Annotated in this window: 19 protein-coding genes, 1 pseudogene and 1 riboswitch; of the genes and pseudogenes, 8 read left to right on the forward strand and 12 right to left on the reverse strand. The window is 66.2% G+C overall.

Annotation, left to right across the window (positions count from 1 at the left end):
* Positions 1–6: 6 nt before the first annotated feature.
* Both ACQHI0_RS26420 and pta read right to left on the reverse strand, forming a co-directional pair.
* Complete coding sequence (locus tag ACQHI0_RS26420) at positions 7–1,203, reverse strand: acetate kinase (RefSeq protein ID WP_427904488.1); 1,197 nt, start codon at positions 1,201–1,203, stop codon at positions 7–9.
* Positions 1,200–3,278 carry a phosphate acetyltransferase gene (gene pta / locus ACQHI0_RS26425; RefSeq protein ID WP_427904489.1) on the reverse strand — a complete coding sequence of 693 codons (2,079 nt, stop codon included), beginning with the start codon at positions 3,276–3,278 and terminating at the stop codon, positions 1,200–1,202. Before pta ends, ACQHI0_RS26420 begins: the two co-directional genes overlap by 4 nt.
* Positions 3,279–3,407: 129 nt before the next feature.
* Here pta and ACQHI0_RS26430 point away from each other — a divergent pair, with 129 nt between their 5' ends.
* A complete protein-coding gene (locus ACQHI0_RS26430; RefSeq protein WP_427904490.1) occupies positions 3,408–3,914 on the forward strand; it encodes a nitroreductase/quinone reductase family protein in 507 nt (168 codons plus the stop codon).
* Positions 3,915–3,919: 5 nt separating this feature from the next.
* Here the strand turns inward: ACQHI0_RS26430 and ACQHI0_RS26435 are convergent, their stop codons facing one another.
* On the reverse strand, positions 3,920–4,420 hold the full coding sequence (locus tag ACQHI0_RS26435) for a MarR family winged helix-turn-helix transcriptional regulator (RefSeq protein ID WP_427904491.1): 501 nt from the start codon (positions 4,418–4,420) through the stop codon (positions 3,920–3,922).
* Between the two features lie 94 nt (positions 4,421–4,514).
* Between ACQHI0_RS26435 and ACQHI0_RS26440 the strand changes: the two genes are divergently transcribed.
* Entirely contained in the window at positions 4,515–4,937 is a 423-nt protein-coding gene (locus ACQHI0_RS26440; protein ID WP_427904492.1) for a Rid family hydrolase, read from the forward strand.
* A 44-nt stretch (positions 4,938–4,981) separates the two neighbouring features.
* On the opposite strand, the gene ACQHI0_RS26445 is transcribed toward ACQHI0_RS26440, so the two are convergent.
* Positions 4,982–6,079: an SPFH domain-containing protein gene (locus tag ACQHI0_RS26445; RefSeq protein ID WP_427909303.1), complete on the reverse strand. Its 1,098-nt coding sequence runs from the start codon at positions 6,077–6,079 to the stop codon at positions 4,982–4,984.
* 12 nt (positions 6,080–6,091) lie between these two features.
* Entirely contained in the window at positions 6,092–6,310 is a 219-nt protein-coding gene (locus tag ACQHI0_RS26450) for a hypothetical protein (protein WP_427904493.1), read from the reverse strand.
* A 115-nt stretch (positions 6,311–6,425) separates the two neighbouring features.
* On the opposite strand from ACQHI0_RS26450, the gene ACQHI0_RS26455 reads away from it, so the two are divergent.
* Together ACQHI0_RS26455 and ACQHI0_RS26460 are read left to right on the forward strand one after the other, a co-directional pair.
* On the forward strand, positions 6,426–7,052 hold the full coding sequence (locus ACQHI0_RS26455; protein ID WP_427904494.1) for a DJ-1/PfpI family protein: 627 nt from the start codon (positions 6,426–6,428) through the stop codon (positions 7,050–7,052).
* Positions 7,049–7,495 carry a MarR family winged helix-turn-helix transcriptional regulator gene (locus ACQHI0_RS26460; RefSeq protein WP_427904495.1) on the forward strand — a complete coding sequence of 149 codons (447 nt, stop codon included), beginning with the start codon at positions 7,049–7,051 and terminating at the stop codon, positions 7,493–7,495. The genes ACQHI0_RS26455 and ACQHI0_RS26460 overlap by 4 nt, the downstream gene beginning before the upstream one ends.
* A gap of 65 nt (positions 7,496–7,560) precedes the next feature.
* On the opposite strand, the gene ACQHI0_RS26465 is transcribed toward ACQHI0_RS26460, so the two are convergent.
* The 4 genes from ACQHI0_RS26465 to ACQHI0_RS26480 form a co-directional block, all read right to left on the reverse strand.
* Positions 7,561–8,109 carry a YceI family protein gene (locus tag ACQHI0_RS26465; RefSeq protein WP_427904496.1) on the reverse strand — a complete coding sequence of 183 codons (549 nt, stop codon included), beginning with the start codon at positions 8,107–8,109 and terminating at the stop codon, positions 7,561–7,563.
* Entirely contained in the window at positions 8,106–8,738 is a 633-nt protein-coding gene (locus tag ACQHI0_RS26470; protein WP_427904497.1) for an FMN reductase, read from the reverse strand. The genes ACQHI0_RS26465 and ACQHI0_RS26470 overlap by 4 nt, the downstream gene beginning before the upstream one ends.
* 43 nt (positions 8,739–8,781) lie before the next feature.
* Complete coding sequence (locus ACQHI0_RS26475) at positions 8,782–9,873, reverse strand: LLM class flavin-dependent oxidoreductase (RefSeq protein ID WP_427904498.1); 1,092 nt, start codon at positions 9,871–9,873, stop codon at positions 8,782–8,784.
* A 77-nt stretch (positions 9,874–9,950) separates the two neighbouring features.
* On the reverse strand, positions 9,951–10,709 hold the full coding sequence (locus tag ACQHI0_RS26480; RefSeq protein WP_427909304.1) for an HAD-IIA family hydrolase: 759 nt from the start codon (positions 10,707–10,709) through the stop codon (positions 9,951–9,953).
* Positions 10,710–10,867: 158 nt separating this feature from the next.
* Here ACQHI0_RS26480 and fgd point away from each other — a divergent pair, with 158 nt between their 5' ends.
* From fgd to ACQHI0_RS26495, 3 genes and pseudogenes are all read left to right on the forward strand, one after another.
* Positions 10,868–11,878, forward strand: a complete 1,011-nt coding sequence (gene fgd, locus ACQHI0_RS26485) for a glucose-6-phosphate dehydrogenase (coenzyme-F420) (RefSeq protein ID WP_427904499.1) — start codon at positions 10,868–10,870, stop codon at positions 11,876–11,878.
* Positions 11,879–11,982: 104 nt separating this feature from the next.
* A pseudogene (locus ACQHI0_RS26490) lies at positions 11,983–12,132 on the forward strand (type II toxin-antitoxin system Phd/YefM family antitoxin); the annotation flags it as partial.
* A 95-nt stretch (positions 12,133–12,227) separates the two neighbouring features.
* Positions 12,228–12,629, forward strand: coding sequence for a type II toxin-antitoxin system VapC family toxin (locus ACQHI0_RS26495; protein WP_427904500.1), 402 nt, complete (start codon positions 12,228–12,230; stop codon positions 12,627–12,629).
* Positions 12,630–12,643: 14 nt separating this feature from the next.
* Here ACQHI0_RS26495 and ACQHI0_RS26500 read toward each other — a convergent pair whose 3' ends face one another.
* The 3 genes from ACQHI0_RS26500 to ACQHI0_RS26510 form a co-directional block, all read right to left on the reverse strand.
* Positions 12,644–13,852 (reverse strand): O-succinylhomoserine sulfhydrylase, encoded by a 1,209-nt coding sequence (locus ACQHI0_RS26500; RefSeq protein ID WP_427904501.1) that lies wholly within the window; start codon positions 13,850–13,852, stop codon positions 12,644–12,646.
* A 10-nt stretch (positions 13,853–13,862) separates the two neighbouring features.
* Complete coding sequence (locus ACQHI0_RS26505) at positions 13,863–14,279, reverse strand: rhodanese-like domain-containing protein (RefSeq protein WP_427904502.1); 417 nt, start codon at positions 14,277–14,279, stop codon at positions 13,863–13,865.
* 17 nt (positions 14,280–14,296) lie between these two features.
* Positions 14,297–14,416, reverse strand: a riboswitch (SAM riboswitch).
* Between the two features lie 45 nt (positions 14,417–14,461).
* Complete coding sequence (locus ACQHI0_RS26510) at positions 14,462–14,920, reverse strand: hypothetical protein (protein WP_427904503.1); 459 nt, start codon at positions 14,918–14,920, stop codon at positions 14,462–14,464.
* Positions 14,921–15,110: 190 nt separating this feature from the next.
* Here ACQHI0_RS26510 and ACQHI0_RS26515 point away from each other — a divergent pair, with 190 nt between their 5' ends.
* Entirely contained in the window at positions 15,111–16,499 is a 1,389-nt protein-coding gene (locus tag ACQHI0_RS26515) for an FAD-dependent oxidoreductase (RefSeq protein WP_427904504.1), read from the forward strand.
* Positions 16,500–16,517 lie beyond the last annotated feature (18 nt).

Here is a 16,517-nt window from a genome sequence, read left to right on the forward strand (position 1 = left end):
CAGAACTCAGGTGGTGGCCAGCTTGTGGGCAGCCCGGGCGATGGCAAGTTCCTCGTTGGTCGGCACCACCAGCACCGTCACCGGGGCGGAGTCCGGGGAGATGCGGCGGACGCCGGGGGTTCTGGTCTCGTTGCGGGCCGGGTCGATCTCGATGCCCAGATTCCGCAGCCCCGCCAGCGCGTCGGCCCGCACGGCCGGACTGTTCTCCCCCACGCCCGCGGTGAAGATGATCGTGTCGACGGTGCCAAGTTCCACCAGGTAGGCGCCCAGGTAGCGGCGCAGGCGGTGGATGTAGACGTCGTAGGCGAGCTTGGCCTGCGCGTCGCCACCATCGATGAGCTGCTGCAATTCGCGGAAGTCGTTGACCCCACTCATGCCCTTGAGGCCGGAACTACGGTTGAGCAGCTGCTCGACCTGGCTCACGTCCAGTTCGGACGCCCGCATGAGATACGGCGTGACACCGGGGTCGAGATCGCCCGGCCTCGTCCCCATCACGAGACCTTCCAGCGGGGTCATGCCCATGGTGGTGTCGATCGCGATACCGCCCTGGATCGACGATGCTGACGCACCGTTGCCGAGGTGGAAGACGATCTGGTTCAGCTCCTCGGTCGGCCTGCCCAGGTACTGCGCGGCCTTCTCCGACACGTACTGATGCGAGGTGCCATGGAAGCCGTACTTGCGAATGCCGTGGGCGGCAGCGAGTTTCGCGTCGATCGCGTAGGTCTTGGCCGCGGCGGGCATGGTGTGGAAGAAGGCCGTGTCGAAGACCGCGACCTCGGGGATGCCGGGCAGCAGCTCGCGCGTGGATTCGATGCCGACCACGTTCGCCGGATTGTGCAGCGGCGCGAGCACCGACAGCTTGTCGATCGTCTGCAGCACCTCGTCGGTGATCATGGTCGGTTCCCAGAACACCTCGCCGCCGTGCACCACCCGGTGCCCGACCGCGCCGATACCGATCGAGGTCAGGTCGAGTCCGGTCTGGCGGAACATCTCGACCGCCCGCAGCAGGCCGGCCTTGTGGTCCGGGATCGCCCCGTCGTATTCGAGTTTCGCGGGACCTGCCTCATGCACGATTCGGCCGCCGTGCGTCTCGCCGATCTTCTCGACCAGCCCCGAGGCGAGGACGTCGCCCGAGACAGCGTGCAGCAGTTGATATTTGATCGACGAGGAGCCGCTGTTCAGCACCAGCACGAGGTCGCTCACTTGGCATCTCCCTGCGCCTGAATCGCGGTGATCGCCACCGTATTGACGATGTCGGCGACCAGCGCGCCGCGCGAAAGATCGTTCACCGGCTTGCGCAAACCCTGCAGCACCGGACCGATCGCGACGGCACCAGCACTGCGCTGCACCGCCTTGTAGGTGTTGTTGCCGGTATTGAGATCGGGGAAGACGAACACCGTTGCCTTGCCCGCTACTTCGGAATCGGGCAGCTTGGCACTGGCGACGGAGGGCTCGATCGCCGCGTCGTATTGGATCGGTCCCTCCACCGGCAGTTCCGGTGCCCGCTCACGTACCAGTTCGGTGGCCGCGCGGACCTTGTCGACATCGGCGCCGGTACCCGACGCACCGGTCGAGTACGACAGCATCGCCACCCGCGGATCGATCCCGAACCGGGCCGCCGTGCCCGCCGAGGACACCGCGATATCGGCCAGCTGCTCCGAGGTCGGATCGGGGACCACCGCGCAATCACCATAGGCGAGCACACGATCGGCCAGGCACATCAGGAAAACACTCGACACGGTGGAGACGCCGGGCACCGTCTTGATGATCTCGAACGAGGGCCGGATCGTGTGCGCGGTGGTGTGCGCGGCACCGGAGACCATGCCGTCGGCGATCCCCTTGTAGACCATCATGGTGCCGAAATATGAGATATCGGCCATGGTTTCGCGCGCGCGCTCGAGCGTCATGCCCTTGTGCTTGCGCAGTTCGGTGTACTCGGCGGCGAATTCGTCGAGGTAGCCGGAGGTGCGTGGGTCGAGCACCTGGGCGGCCGCGATGTCGACACCGAGTTCGGCGGCACGCGCCCGGATCGAGGTCTCGTCGCCGAGGATGGTGAGGTCGGCGATCTTGCGTTGCAGCACCCGTCCGGCGGCGCGCAGGATGCGGTCGTCGTCGCCTTCGGGCAGCACGATGCGCTTGCGATCGGCGCGCGCGCGTTCGATCAGCCGGTACTCGAACATCTGCGGTGTCACGACGGCCGAGGACGGAACCTGCACGCGCCGAAGCAGTTCCGGCGCGTCGACCCGCTGTTCCATCAGCGCGAGCGCGGTGTCGACCTTGCGCGGGCTGCCCGCCCACATCCGGCCGCGGGTGCCGTGCACGGCGCTGGCGGTGTCGTAGGTGCCGAGTTCGGTGGCGAGGATCGGCAGCTTGGGGTGCAGGCCCGCCATCAGCCGCGCGATCGCCGGATGCGGGCGCAGGCCGCCGTTCATGATCACACCTGCCAGCGACGGGAAACCCTCTGCCTCATGGGCATTCACCAAGCTGAGCAGCACATCGGAGCGGTCACCCGGGGCGATCACCACCACGCCGTCGGAGAGTCGCTCCAGGATGTGTTCGGCGGTCATGCCGCCGACCATGATGCGTAACGCCTCACGTTGCAGCAATTCCGGGTCACCACTGTAGATTTCGCCGTCGATCGCCTCGCAGAGTTCACCCATGGTCGGCGCCATCAGCAGCGGAACCTCGGGCAGCGTCCAGGACGGGACCTCGAAACTCGCCAGCGCGGTGGCTATTTCGTCGAGCTCGTCGGGCGCGCAGCGATTGGCCACGATCGCGACCAGGTGGGCGTGCTCGGCGGTGAGCTCGGCGGTACACAGCTCGACCAGCTGCTTGACCTCGCCGGGCGTGCGTTCCGCGCCACGAACCACCAGCAATACCGGCGCGCCCAGGTTCACCGCGATGCGGGCGTTGAAGCGCAGTTCGCTCGGGCTGGCGACGTCGGTGTAGTCGCTGCCGACGATCACCACCGCGTCGCACGCCTTGGCGACGTCGTGGAAACGCATCACGATGTCGCTGATCGCGGCGGTGGGGTCGCGGTGCACGTCCTCGTAGGTGACGCCGACGGCCTGCTCATAGCTGATATCGGCGGTGCTGTGCTCGAGCAGTAGCTCGAGGATGTAATCGGGTTCGTCGGTGGAGCGGGTGATCGGCCGGAACACGCCGACACGTGCGGTGGTGGCGCACAGCATGCCGAGAACGCCAAGCGCCACCGTAGATTTTCCGGTGTCACCCTCGGGTGAGGCGATGTACACGGTGGACGGGGCTTGTTCGACCATGCTCGCGAGCTTAGTGAATTATCGGCGACTCAGGGGTTCGGTGTGGCCCGATCAGTCGCGTTATAGTCCCGCCGCAAAGACACTCAGTCCCCGGATCGGGGTGCGATCTGTCGGGTTATAGTCCGCCCCATGACATCGCAGTTCCCGGATCGGCAGTGGGGTTCGCGCACCAATCCCCTGTCCCGCGCAGCCAACCGTTCCGCCGCGACCAAGCCCGGCTCCTGGCTGATTCGCACGATCACCCCGCTCGACCGGGCTCTGCTCGAACGCACCGATGCCAAGTACACCGTGCTCGGCCCGATCGGCGCACCCGTGATCCTGCTCACCACCACCGGACGCAAGTCCGGCGTCGCCCGCACCCAGCCGCTGCTCTACGTCCACGACGGCGACACCCTCTACGTGGTCGGCTCCAACTTCGGCCAGCAGCACCACCCGGCCTGGACCGGCAACCTGCTCGCCGACCCGGCCGCCACCGTCGCCATCGCAGGCGAACGCATCCCGGTCACCGCCAGCCTGGTTCCCGACGCGGACAAGGACGCGATCTTCGCCCGTTTCATCGACATCACCGGTGCCTACGCCGCCTACCGTGACCGCACCACCCGCAACCTGCGCATGTTCGGCTTGCGCCGGGCGTAGAAGGCTCAGGCCAGATCGGCGGGGCGGACACGGAGCTTCGCGGCGATCCGGGCCAGCGCTCGGCCGTCGGCGGCGCTCACCTGATCGAGGAAGGCCTCGCGGACGGCGCGTACGTGGGTCGGGGCCGCCGCCACGACCACCGCGTACCCGGAGTCGGTGAGCGAGGCGACCGTGTACCGCCCGTCGTCGGGGTCGGGCGCGCGGGTCACCCAGCCGCGCTGCTCGAAGCGCTTGACGACGTTCGAGAGCCGCGACAGCGAACCGTTCGCCAGAAAGGCCAACTCGCTCATCCGAATTCGGCGCTCGGGAGCCTCGGACAGATGGCTGAGCACGAGGTAGTCGAAGAGCGTCAGCCCGGCCTCGGCTTGCAGCGGCCCCTCCAACCGGCCCGGCAGCAGCAGAATAAGCGAGACCAGCCCGGTCCAGGCTTCTTTCTCTTCCGCGTTCAGCCATGCAGGCGCCGTCTCGGTGTTCGCACCGTCGGATCCTGGGGTCGCCGCAGTCATCGGGTAATCATAGCGAGCCCTATTGAGTTCACCCTTGAAGTGATTCCGTGCTAGTTTGACTTCATACGTGAAGTCAAACGAAAGGTTCACACCGATGAGCACTGCCACCTTCACCAGCACCCCCGGATACGGCCAGAAGCTCTTCGACCTGCTCCACTACCGACAGGCAGTCCGCGTCGGCGACCGGGTCGACATCTCGGGCCAGGGCGGCTGGAACGACGACATCGCCTTCCCCGAGTCCCTCGAGGAAGAAATCGTCCAGGCCTTCGAGAACGTCGAACGGACTCTCGCGACCGTGGGCGCGACCTGGACCGACGTCATCGCTGTCGACAGCTACCACATCCCCACGGCCGACGACACGATCGGCGAGGAGCAGACCCGCGTCATGGCCGAGCAGTTCCGCCGGCGGATGGGCGACCGAGCACCGATCTGGACCCAAATCGGCGTCGCCGCCCTCGGCGCACCCGGTATGCGCGTCGAGATCCGCGTAACCGCGCTGGTGAACCAGCAGAGCTGACCGAGTCGGGTGGACGACCTCGGCCGGACCACCCGACTCGCGTTTCAGAGCTTCTCGTTCTCGCCGTTCGACAAGGCCTTCTGCAGGGAATTGAAGACCGTCAGACCCTGGCCGACCATGCCGTTGAGCAATTCGCCGACGCCGTCGGGGCCGTTGAGGACGGTGAGGTTGGCGCCGGCCAGGCCATGGGAAGCCTGCTTGACGATTTCGGGAAGTTGCTCGATCAGCATCTGATCCAACGCGATTCGGTTGTTGGACGCCGCCGCTTCGGCCTGGATGCGGGTGCGGTCGGCTTCGGCCACCGCCAGGATGCGGACGCGTTCCGCTTCCGCCTCAGCGGGTTTCACCACTTCGGCCTGGAGCTGCTGCTCGCGGAGTTCGGCGTTCTTGCGAGCCTGCTCGGCCTGAGCCTGCAGGACCGCCTGCCGGGCGATGGCATCGGCGAGCGGGCCCGCCTGTGCCGCTTCGGCATTGGCCTTGTCGATATCGCGCTGGTACTCGGCCTTGAGGATCGAGGTCTCGCGCTCGTACTCGGCGCGACGGCGCAGCGATTCCTGTTCGGCTTCGGCGGAGCGCTGGGCGGCTTGCGCCTGGGCGATCTGGGCGTCGCGCTGCACGGCCGCGTTGTGCGGTGCGGCAAGGGCGTTGATGTAGCCGAGGTTGCCGTCGTCGATGGACTGGATCTGGAACGAGTCGACCCACAGGCCGATATTGCTCATCTCCACCTTGGAGGCGATGAGTACCTCGTCGGCCAGCTTCTGGCGTTCGCGGATGATCTCCTCGACGGTCATCGAGCCGATGATCGAGCGCAGGTGGCCGGAGAAGATGCGGCCCGTCAGCACCGACATCTCCTGCTCCTGCTCGGACAGGAAGCGCTGTGCGGCGTTGACGATCGACTGGGTGTCGTTGGCGACCTTGAACGCGATCACCGCACGCACATCGAGCTGGATGGCCTGCTTGGTGACGCAGCGCTCGCGGATCTCGGATTCGAACATGGCCAGCGAGAGGTAGCGGACCTTCCGGAACAGCGGCACCACCCAGGTGCCGCGCCCGATGACCACCTTGAACGGGGTGTCATCCTTGGTCTTGGCGCCGCTGACCAGCATCGCTTCGTCGGGATCGGGAACGTGATAGCCCAGCATCATGGGGCCCTTTCATTCAGCGGGGAGTGGAATCCAGGTGACCACGTCGACGAGCCGCCCCGGATGAACCGCGACGATCAACACAGTGGTCCAGGCGGCGATCGGCTCGTCGGCTCGGGCGAGGTAGAGCTCGGTACCCCCACGAATCGAGACCAGCACCTCACCCAGCGCGCCGGCCGCGCGGATCGGCGACGTGATGACGCCGGTCATACCGTGCACGGAGTCGGTCATCGAGGGTGAACCTCCTTGTCTCGCACCGGATGCCGTCAGCGTACGGAGCACCGGCTATAAGCGGGTAGCAAAATTCTTATTGACAGCATCCTGTCAAATATGACAACATACTGTCATGCCTACGAAAACCGTTCACGTAGCCGTTTACGACACCCTCGCCGACTGGGAGGTCGGTGCCGCCACCGCGCATATCGCCAACGGCGCATGGCATCGCGAGCCGGGAACGTTCGAGGTCAAAACGGTCGGCCTCACCAGCGATCCGATCACCACGATCGGCCGGATGCGCATCATCCCCGATATGACACTCGCCGATCTCGACCCCGCCGACAGCGCCATGCTGATCCTGCCCGGCGCCGATCTGTGGGACGGCGATGATCTGAATCCGTTCGCGGACAAGGCGAAACAGTTCGTCGATGCGGGCGTACCGGTAGCGGGCATCTGCGGCGCCACTTTCGGCCTCGCCAAGGCGGGCCTGCTCGACGACCGCGCGCACACCAGCAATGTCGCCGAATACCTGGTCTACAGCGGCTATTCGGGCGCCGAACACTACGTCGAAGCACCCGCTGTCACCGACAGTGATGTGATCACCGCGGATTCGATGTCCCCCTTCGAATTCGCCCGCGAGATCTTCGCCCGCCTCGGTCTCTACGAACCGCACGTTCTCGAAGCCTGGTACAAACTGTTCGCGCAGAAGGATCCCGCCGGCTACGCGGTGCTGGCCGAATACGAAGCCGCCGAATGACCGTCGACGAACAAGCTCTCTTCTCCACCGCGGCGATCACCTCGTTCCGCCTCAACGGCCAATTCCTCTCCATCGCCGAGGAATTGGCCGCTCCGGCAGGCCTCACCGCCGCGCGCTGGCAGGTACTCGGCGCCGTACTCACCGAACCGCTGCCGGTCGCGGGCATCGCCCGCGCGATGGGCATCACCCGCCAGAGCGTGCAGCGCATCGCGGACCTGCTGGTCGGCGACGGATTGTGCGAATACCGTCCGAACCCGGCGCATCGTCGCGCCAAGCTGGTCGCCGCGACGAAGTCGGGTCTCGCGGCAGTGCACCGCATCAACCCGCAGCATGCGGACATCGCGCAACGCCTCGCCGAGGAACTCGGCCCCGCCGAGCTCGCGGCCGCCGTCGCCACACTGACCAGGCTCGCCGCCGCGCTCGACGTGATCACCGCCGAATAACCGGTCGAACAGCACAACGCCCCCACCACCGCGAGGGGTGATGAGGGCGTGGAGTCGGTGCGGGGTCAGCTCTGGAGCACGGCCTCGATCTCGAGGGTGAGGGTGATCTTGTCGCCGATCACGGCGCCGCCGTCGGGCAGCGGCATGTCGATGTCGAGGCCGAAGTCGCGGCGCGAGACCACGGTCTTGGCTTCGAAGCCGGCGACGGGGCCGTTGCCCATGCCCGGACTGACGCCGACGAACTCGACCTCGAGGGTGACCGGCTTGGTGTTGCCGCGCACGGTGAACTCGCCGTCGACGACGAAATCGGTGCCCTCGCCGCGGAAACCGGTGGACTTGAAGGTCATCACGGGGAACTCTTCGGCGTGGAAGAAGTCGGCGGTGCGCAGGTGGCCGTCGCGCTGGGCGTTGTCGGTGGTGAGGGAGTCGACGCGGATCTCGGCCTGCGCGGTGGCGGTGCCGTCCTCGGCGATCACGAGGGCGCCGTCGAAGTCGGTGAAGCGGCCGCGAACCTTGCTCACCATCAGGTGGCGTACGGCGAAGCCGACGGTGGAGTGGGTGGGGTCGATGGCCCAGGTGCCTGCGGTGAGTCCCTTGGCGATGGCGGTGGTCATGAATGTGCTCCTTGTGGGTGATTCGCTGCGAGAAGGTCTTCGAACGGGGTTGTGTCGATGTAGGGGTCGGTGGGTCGGGGTGCGGATTTGCCGAGCAGCAGCGCGCTGAATTCGGCTGCGGCGCGGTCGATTCGGTTGTTCAGCGCCTGGTCGGCGCCGTTGGCGCCCCAATCGGTCGACGCCGCGTAGACCGCGGTGGGGACGACGATCGAGCGCAGGTAGGCGAACAGCGGGCGCACCGCGTGCTCGAGTGCCAGCGAGTGGCGTTCGGTACCGCCGGTCGCGCCGGTGAGTACCGGCAGGCCTGCCAGCGAATCCGGTTCCAGCACATCGAAGAACGTCTTGAACAGGCCGCTGTAGGACGCGCTGAAGATCGGCGTGACGGCGATCAGACCGTCGGCGGTGACGACCTTGTCGATCGCCGCCCGCAGCGATGGCGCCGGGAACCCGGTGAGCAGGTTGTCGGCGAGATCGCGAGCGTGATCGCGCAGATCGACGAAGTCCACTTCGACCTCGGTGCCTTTCGCGCGCAGTTCGCGTGCGGTCGCGGCGGCCAGCCGATCGGCCAGTAGCCGCGTCGACGAAGGCTGCGAAAGCCCTGCCGACACCACCGCGATACGGGTTGTCATGCGATCACCTCCGTTGTGCCTGCCATCGAGTCGGATGCCGATGTCACGCGCTCACCTCCGCCACGGTCTTGGCGGCGAGTAGCGAGGCGTGCGTCGGGGCGTCCGGCACATGCGCCGGGCGCCGGGCAGCGAACTCTTTGCGCAACACCGGAATTACTTCCTCACCGAGCAGGTCTAGCTGCTCGAGCACCGTCTTCAGCGGGAGCCCGGCATGGTCGACCAGGAACAGCTGACGCTGGTAGTCGCCGAAGTTCTCACGGAAGGTGAGCGTCTTCTCGATGACCTGCTCCGGGCTGCCAACGGTGAGCGGGGTCTGCTCGGTGAAATCCTCCAGCGACGGACCGTGTCCGTAGACGGGCGCGTTGTCGAAGTAGGGGCGGAATTCGCGGACCGCGTCCTGAGAGTTTTTGCGCAGGAACACTTGTCCACCGAGGCCGACGATGGCCTGGTCGGCACTGCCGTGGCCGTAGTGCTCGTAGCGGCGGCGGTACAGGTCGATCAGTCGCTGGAAGTGGTCGGTGGGCCAGAAGATGTGGTTGGCGAAGAAGCCGTCACCGTAGTACGCGGCCTGCTCGGCGATCTCCGGGCTGCGGATCGACCCATGCCAGACGAACGGCGGCACGTCGTCGAGTGGACGCGGCGTCGAGGTGAACGACTGCAGCGGCGTACGGAACTTGCCTTCCCAGTTCACGACGTCCTCACGCCAGAGCCGATTCAACAGAGCGTAGTTCTCGATGGCCAGGGGGATGCCGTCGCGGATGTCCTTGCCGAACCACGGGTAGACCGGGCCGGTGTTGCCGCGACCGAGCATCAGGTCGACCCGGCCGTCAGCCAGGTGCTGCAGCATCGCGAAGTCCTCGGCGATCTTCACCGGGTCGTTCGTGGTGATCAGCGTGGTCGAAGTGGACAGCATGATCTTGTCGGTGCGGCCGGCGATATAGCCGAGCATCGTGGTCGGCGACGACGGGACGAAGGGGCGATTGTGGTGCTCGCCCATCGCGAACACGTCCAGACCCACCTCCTCCGCCTTCTGCGCGATCGCGACCATCGCCTTGATCCGCTCGGCCTCGGTGGGGGTGCGGCCGGTGGTGGGATCGGTGGTCACATCGCCGACGCTGAAGATTCCGAACTGCACGGGCCCTCCTTTGGTTGCCATGGCAACTATAACCACGGAGGGCGGAAACCTATTCCGATGAGACGCAGGTCACATAGCTACGCGGCGAACGGGTGACGGGTGCGGCCGACGAGATCCGCGACCGAGCCGACCACGGCGGTCGGACGGAAGGGGTAGGCCTCCACCGAGGCTTTCGACGAGATACCGGACGTCACCAGCACGGTCCGCATGCCCGCTTCCAGCCCGGCGATCACGTCGGTGTCCATCCGGTCGCCGATCATCACCGTCGACTGGGAGTGCGCGCCGATGCGGCGCAGGGCCGAGCGCATCATCAGCGGATTCGGCTTGCCGACGTAGTACGGATCCTTGCCGGTCGCCCGGGTGATGAGGGCCGCGACCGAGCCGGTGGCGGGCAGGACACCGTCGCGGGAGGGGCCGGTGGCGTCGGGATTCGTGGCGATGAACTTGGCACCCTTGTCCACCAGCCGGATCGCGGTGGTGATCGCCTCGAAGGAGTACGTGCGGGTTTCGCCGAGGACCACGTAATCGGGATCGCTATCGGTGAGCACATAGCCGATCTCGTGCAGCGCGGTGGTGAGGCCGGATTCGCCGACCACATACGCGGTGCCGTTGGGGCGCTGGTCGTCGAGGAAGGTCGCCGTGGCCAGCGCCGAGGTCCAGATCGACTCCTCGGGGATGTCGAGTCCGGTGTGGCGCAGGCGGGCCTGCAGGTCGCGCGGGGTGCGAATCGAGTTGTTGGTCAGCACGAGGAACGGGATCTCGTTCGCGCGCAGTTCGGCCAGGAACTCGTCGGCGCCGGGGATCAGCTGATCCTCGTGCACCAGGACGCCGTCCATGTCGGTGAGATACGACAGGATCTGCTCATCTTTCGCGGTCACCAGTTAATTGTCCGCTAAAACCCGGCGTGATGGGTGACGAAATGGCATGGGCGCGGAGGACGGCCCGCGCGCTAGTGTCGTGTGGCAGGGGTCAGCGGACGACAGGAGTGGCTGGAATGGTTGAGCTCAAGCTCGGGTACAAGGCATCGGCAGAGCAGTTCGGGCCGCGAGAGCTGGTCGAACTCGGCGTCGCCGCCGAGCAGCACGGTCTCGACAGCGCGACCGTGAGCGACCACTTCCAGCCGTGGCGCCACGACGGCGGCCACGCGCCGTTCTCGCTGGCCTGGCTGGCGGCCGTCGGCGAGCGCACCGACCGCATCCAGCTCGGCACCTCCGTGCTCACCCCCACCTTCCGCTACAACCCCGCGGTGATCGCACAGGCCTTCGCCACCATGGGCTGCCTGTACCCGGGCCGGGTGATGCTCGGTGTCGGCACCGGCGAGGCGCTCAACGAGATCGCCACCGGCTACAAGGGCGAATGGCCCGATTTCAAGGAGCGTTTCGCTCGCCTGCGTGAAGCGGTGAAGATGATGCGCGAACTGTGGACCGGCGATCGCGTCGATTTCGACGGCGATTACTACCACACCGTCGGCGCCTCCATCTATGACGTTCCCAAGGGCGGAATCCCCGTCTACATCGCCGCAGGCGGCCCCGTTGTCGCCCGGTACGCGGGCCGCGCGGGCGACGGATTCATCTGCACCTCCGGCAAGGGCATGGACCTCTACACCGAGAAGCTGCTGCCCGCCGTCGCCGAGGGCGCCGCGAAGGCCGAACGCGATGTCGCCGAGATCGACAAGATGATCGAGATCAAGATCTCCTACGACACCGATCCCGAACTGGCACTACAGAACACCCGCTTCTGGGCTCCCCTGTCCTTGACCCCCGAACAGAAGCACGACATCACCGACCCGATCGAAATGGAGAAGGCCGCCGACGCCCTCCCGATCGAACAGGTCGCCAAGCGCTGGATCGTCGCCAGCGACCCCGACGAAGCCGTCGCCAAGATCAAGCCTTACCTCGATGCAGGCCTCAACCACCTCGTCTTCCACGCCCCCGGCCACGACCAGCTGCGCTTCCTCGACCTCTTCAAGCGAGACCTGGCCCCCCGCCTCCGCGCCCTGGGCTGATCTCACGAGTGTCCTGGGAAGGATCGGCCCCCGTCCGCCGCATGCTTCGGCATGCGGCGCGGGACCGTAGACAATAGTAGATAATTTTCGGCTAGACTGATTTCATGAAGTCGATCAGTGTCGGCGAACTCCGCCAGAATCCGTCCGCCATGGTTGCGGACGTCGAGTCGGGCGAGGTCTATGAGTTGACGCGGCACAACCATCGGGTCGGCTACATCGTTCCCGCGGTCTCGTCGACGCAGATCATTCGACGCGCGGTCGATGGTGGAGCGCGTACCAGCACGATTGCCCGGCATGAACTCCGAACCGCTGCGTCTATCGACGAACTCCTCGAGTCCGAGAAGGGCGAGTGGTGAGGGCGTACTACCTCGACACCTCGGTAGCCATCCGGATCATGCTGGGGCATTCCATCGAAGCCGCGCGATGGTTCGACAATGCCACCGCAAACAAAGAGTGCCGGATTGTTTCTTCGCGACTGTTGCGCACCGAGATCACTCGCGTCCTTCGCAGAGAAGGCCTACCCGTACTCGACCGAGGTCAGATCATCGACCACATCGACATCATTCCGATCGATCACGCTGTTCTGAACGAAGCCGAAGCGATCATCTCGCACATCCGGACACTCGATGCGATTCACCTGGCGTCTGCGCTGCGCAGCGGCTTGGAAGATCTGACGGTGGTGACCCACGACAAGAACATGGCCACGGTCGCGGAACACCTCGGATTCGCGGTCTTCGACCCGGTCCAGTAGATGGCTACGAGAAGCTAGCTCAGGGCGTGGTCGAGGTCGCCGAGGAGGTCTTCGAGGTCTTCGAGGCCTACCGAGATGCGAACTACCCCGTCGGACAAGCCGATTGACGCGCGTCCCTCCGGGCCCATGGCTCGGTGGGTGGTGGTGGCGGGGTGGGTGATCATGGTCTTGGCGTCGCCGAGGTTGTTGGAGATGTCGATGATGCGCAGGCGGTTCAAAACCTCGAAGGCTCGCTTCTTGCCGTCGTCGCCGTTGAGGGCGAAGGTGACGACTGTGCCGCCGCCGGTCATCTGCTCTTTGGCCAGTGCGTGTTGTGGATGTGATTCCAGGAAGGGGTATTTCACCCAGTCGACCGCGTTCTTGGTCTCCAGGAATTCGGCCACTCGCAGGGCCGACTCGGTGGAGTGGCGCACGCGCAACGGCATGGTTTCCAGGCCCTTGAGCAAGGTCCAGGCGTTGAAGGGGCTCAGTGCCGGGCCCGTGTGGCGCATCAGGGTTTTGACGGGGCCGTCGATGTAGTCCTGTGCGCCGAGGATGGCGCCGCCGAGGACGCGGCCCTGGCCGTCGATGTGTTTGGTGCCGGAGTAGACCACCACGTCGGCGCCGAGTTCGAAACCGCGCTGGAGCAGGGGGGTGGCGAAGACGTTGTCCAGCACCACCTTCGCGCCCGCGGCATGGGCAAGCTCGGTGACCTTGCGGACATCGACGAGAGTCTGCATCGGGTTGGCGGGGGTCTCGAAGAAGACGGCCTGGGTGGAGACCGACAGCGCCTGCTCCCACTGGTCGAGGTCGTCACCGTCGACGAAGACGGTTTCGATGCCCCATCGCGGGAGGATCTCGTTGCAGACCACGAAACAGGATCCGAACAGGCTGCGGGCGGCGACGAGACGGTCGCCCGCCTTCAGCAGGGCACCGAGCGCGGTGAACACCGCCGACATGCCGGACGCGGTCGCGAAGGCGGCTTCGGCGCCGTCGAGCAGGCGGATGCGCTCCTCGAACATCGCCACGGTCGGGTTGCCGAACCGGGAGTAGACGAAGTGCTCGACGTCGCCGGTGAACGCGGCCTCGGCGGCTTCGGCGCTCTCGTAGACGAAACCCGAGGTCAGGTACAGCGCCTCGGAGGTCTCGTCGAAGCCGGAACGGCGCAGGCCGCCACGCACGCCGAGCGTGCCGGGACCGACGCCCTCGGGCAGTGGCTTGTCGAACGAACCACCCGTGATCATGCTTTTCTCCTTAAGCCTGACGCCACGGCAGGCCGACAGCGCGCCAACCGGTGCTGCCGCGCTGACCGAACGCGTCGGGACCACCTTCGAAACCGTCGAGCACGTTGTAGGACGGTGCCACGCCCGCCGCCGTCGCCAGGTTCGCCGCGTGCGCGGAGCGCTGGCCGGAGCGACACAGGAACACGACCGGTGCGTCGTCCGGGCGACCGGCGAGTGCCTTCTCGAGCTGCACGCCGAACGCGGGGTTGCGGGTGCCGGTGCCGTCGACCCATTCGATGAAATGGGCCGGGCGTTCGATGGAGCTGGTGTCGGGAATGCCGATGTGTGCCCACTCGCCTTCGGTGCGCACGTCGACCAGCACGGCGCCGGGGTGCTCGGTGAGCAGCTCCCACGCCTTCTCAGGGGTGATGTCGCCGGCGTAAGTCATGTCGATCCTCCTGCGTGAATCCGCTCTTGCCGTGCCGGAAATCCCCGAACACACGGCCAGGTCGTCACCCGGAGCACCCCACCGCGGAGGAGGGTTGCCGACCAGCGAGCCGGGGCTTGATGCTGGCACTCATGACCTTGCGATCTGAGATTGCCTCGGCACCGGTCATCGTGTCAAACGATTCAGAAGGTGCACACCAGCCACGCGCTGTCCACGCGGGTCAGTTTCCAGTTGCTCGCCGCCGGGTTCCCGTTCACCACGAGCGCGGCGTCGATTTTGGCGCGGTCGCCGTTCACGGTGGCGTTCTCGAAACCCTTGCCGTCGATCGTGACAACCGATTTCGGGCCGCCGAGCTGTTCGCCGAGGCCGGAGGACTCTTCGCTGAAGCCGGGGCAGGCCACGCCCGCCGGCGGACGGAGCTCGCTGCGCGAGCGCGCGTCGATATAGTTGGTGACGGCGGCCGCGAGACGGTCGGCCTCTGTGACATTTTTCTCAGCGGGTGAGAGCAGTCCGCCCGCCACGATGCCGATGAGCACGATGATCGCGATCACCGCGGCCGCGACGAACGGGACGATGGAACGCTTGTCGGTCTGATCCACCACTACGGGCTGGTCGTCCGAGCCTGTTTGCTCCTCGTTCATGTTGTAATCCTGACAGACCCGCGCGAGCAGCTACACCGCGCGCCGGGTGGCCGCGACGCCGCAGCTAGAATCGCCTTGATCGGGGCCTGCTATGGCCTGGGGTATCAGCTGCCAGTAAGCGGATGTCCGACTTAGCCTAAGCTAAGTTGACGCCGTCAAATCAGTTCTCGACCAAAGGGTGCGCGTAAAGATGACCGAACAGAGTGCAGCGACTCGCCCACTTCGCATTGCGATCGTGGGTGCGGGACCGGCCGGTATCTACGCCGCCGACGCGTTGATGAAGTCCGATGCCGACGTGAGCATCGACCTCTACGAGCGCATGCCCGCGCCCTTCGGCCTGATCCGCTACGGCGTCGCCCCCGACCACCCGCGCATCAAGGGCATCATCACCGCCCTGCACAAGGTCCTCGACAAAGACCAGGTCCGCCTGCTCGGAAACATCGACTACGGCACCGACATCACCCTCGACGACCTGCGCCAGTTCTACGACGCCGTCATCTTCTCCACCGGCGCCAACGCCGACCGCGCCCTCGCGATCCCCGGCATCGACCTCGACGGCTCCTACGGCGCCGCCGACTTCGTGTCCTGGTACGACGGCCACCCCGACGTCCCGCGTTCCTGGCCCCTCGAGGCCGAGAAAGTCGCCGTCCTCGGCGTCGGCAACGTCGCCCTCGACGTCGCGCGCGTGCTCGCCAAGACCGGCGACGAGCTGCTGGCGACCGAGATCCCGCCGAACGTCTACGAAGGACTGAAGAACAACAAGGCCCTCGAGGTCCACGTCTTCGGACGTCGCGGCCCCGCCCAGGCCAAGTTCACGCCTTTGGAACTACGCGAACTCGATCACTCGCCGACCATCGAGGTCATCGTCAACCCCGAAGACATCGACTACGACGAAGGCTCCGAAGCCGCGCGCCGCAACTCCAAGCAGGTCGACATGGTCGCCAACACCTTGGAGCAGTGGGCCATCCGCGACCACGGCGACCGCCCGCACAAACTGTTCCTGCACTTCTTCGAATCGCCCTCGGAGATCCTCGGCGAAGACGGCAAGGTCGTCGGTTTGAAGACCGAACGCACCCAGCTCGACGGCACCGGCAACGTCAAGGGCACCGGCAACTTCACCGACTGGGACATCCAGGCCGTGTACCGCGCCGTCGGCTACCTCTCGCAGAACGTCACCCAGCTGCCGTTCGACGATCAGGCGGGCACGGTGCCCAACGAGGCCGGTCGCGTGATCTCCGACGACACCGCCGAAGGCAACGCCCGCTTCATGCCCGCCACCTACGTGACCGGCTGGATCAAGCGCGGCCCGGTCGGCCTCATCGGCCACACCAAGGGCGACGCCAACGAGACCATCGCCTGCCTTCTCGACGACGCCAAGGCCTTCGCCCCCGCGCCGAAGCCCGAGCTGGACGCCGTGACCGAGTTCCTCGAGGGCAAGGGCATCCCGTTCACCACCTGGGCCGGCTGGTACCGCCTCGACGCCCACGAGCGCGCCCTCGGCGAGCCCGAAGGCCGTGAGCGCGTGAAGGTCGTGGAGCGCGAGGACATGCTGCGCGCCTCCGAGCCGAACAAGGCCTGAGCTGCCGCCGCTCCCGAG

Source organism: Nocardia sp. FBN12 (assembly GCF_050320175.1).
Taxonomy (GTDB): domain Bacteria; phylum Actinomycetota; class Actinomycetes; order Mycobacteriales; family Mycobacteriaceae; genus Nocardia.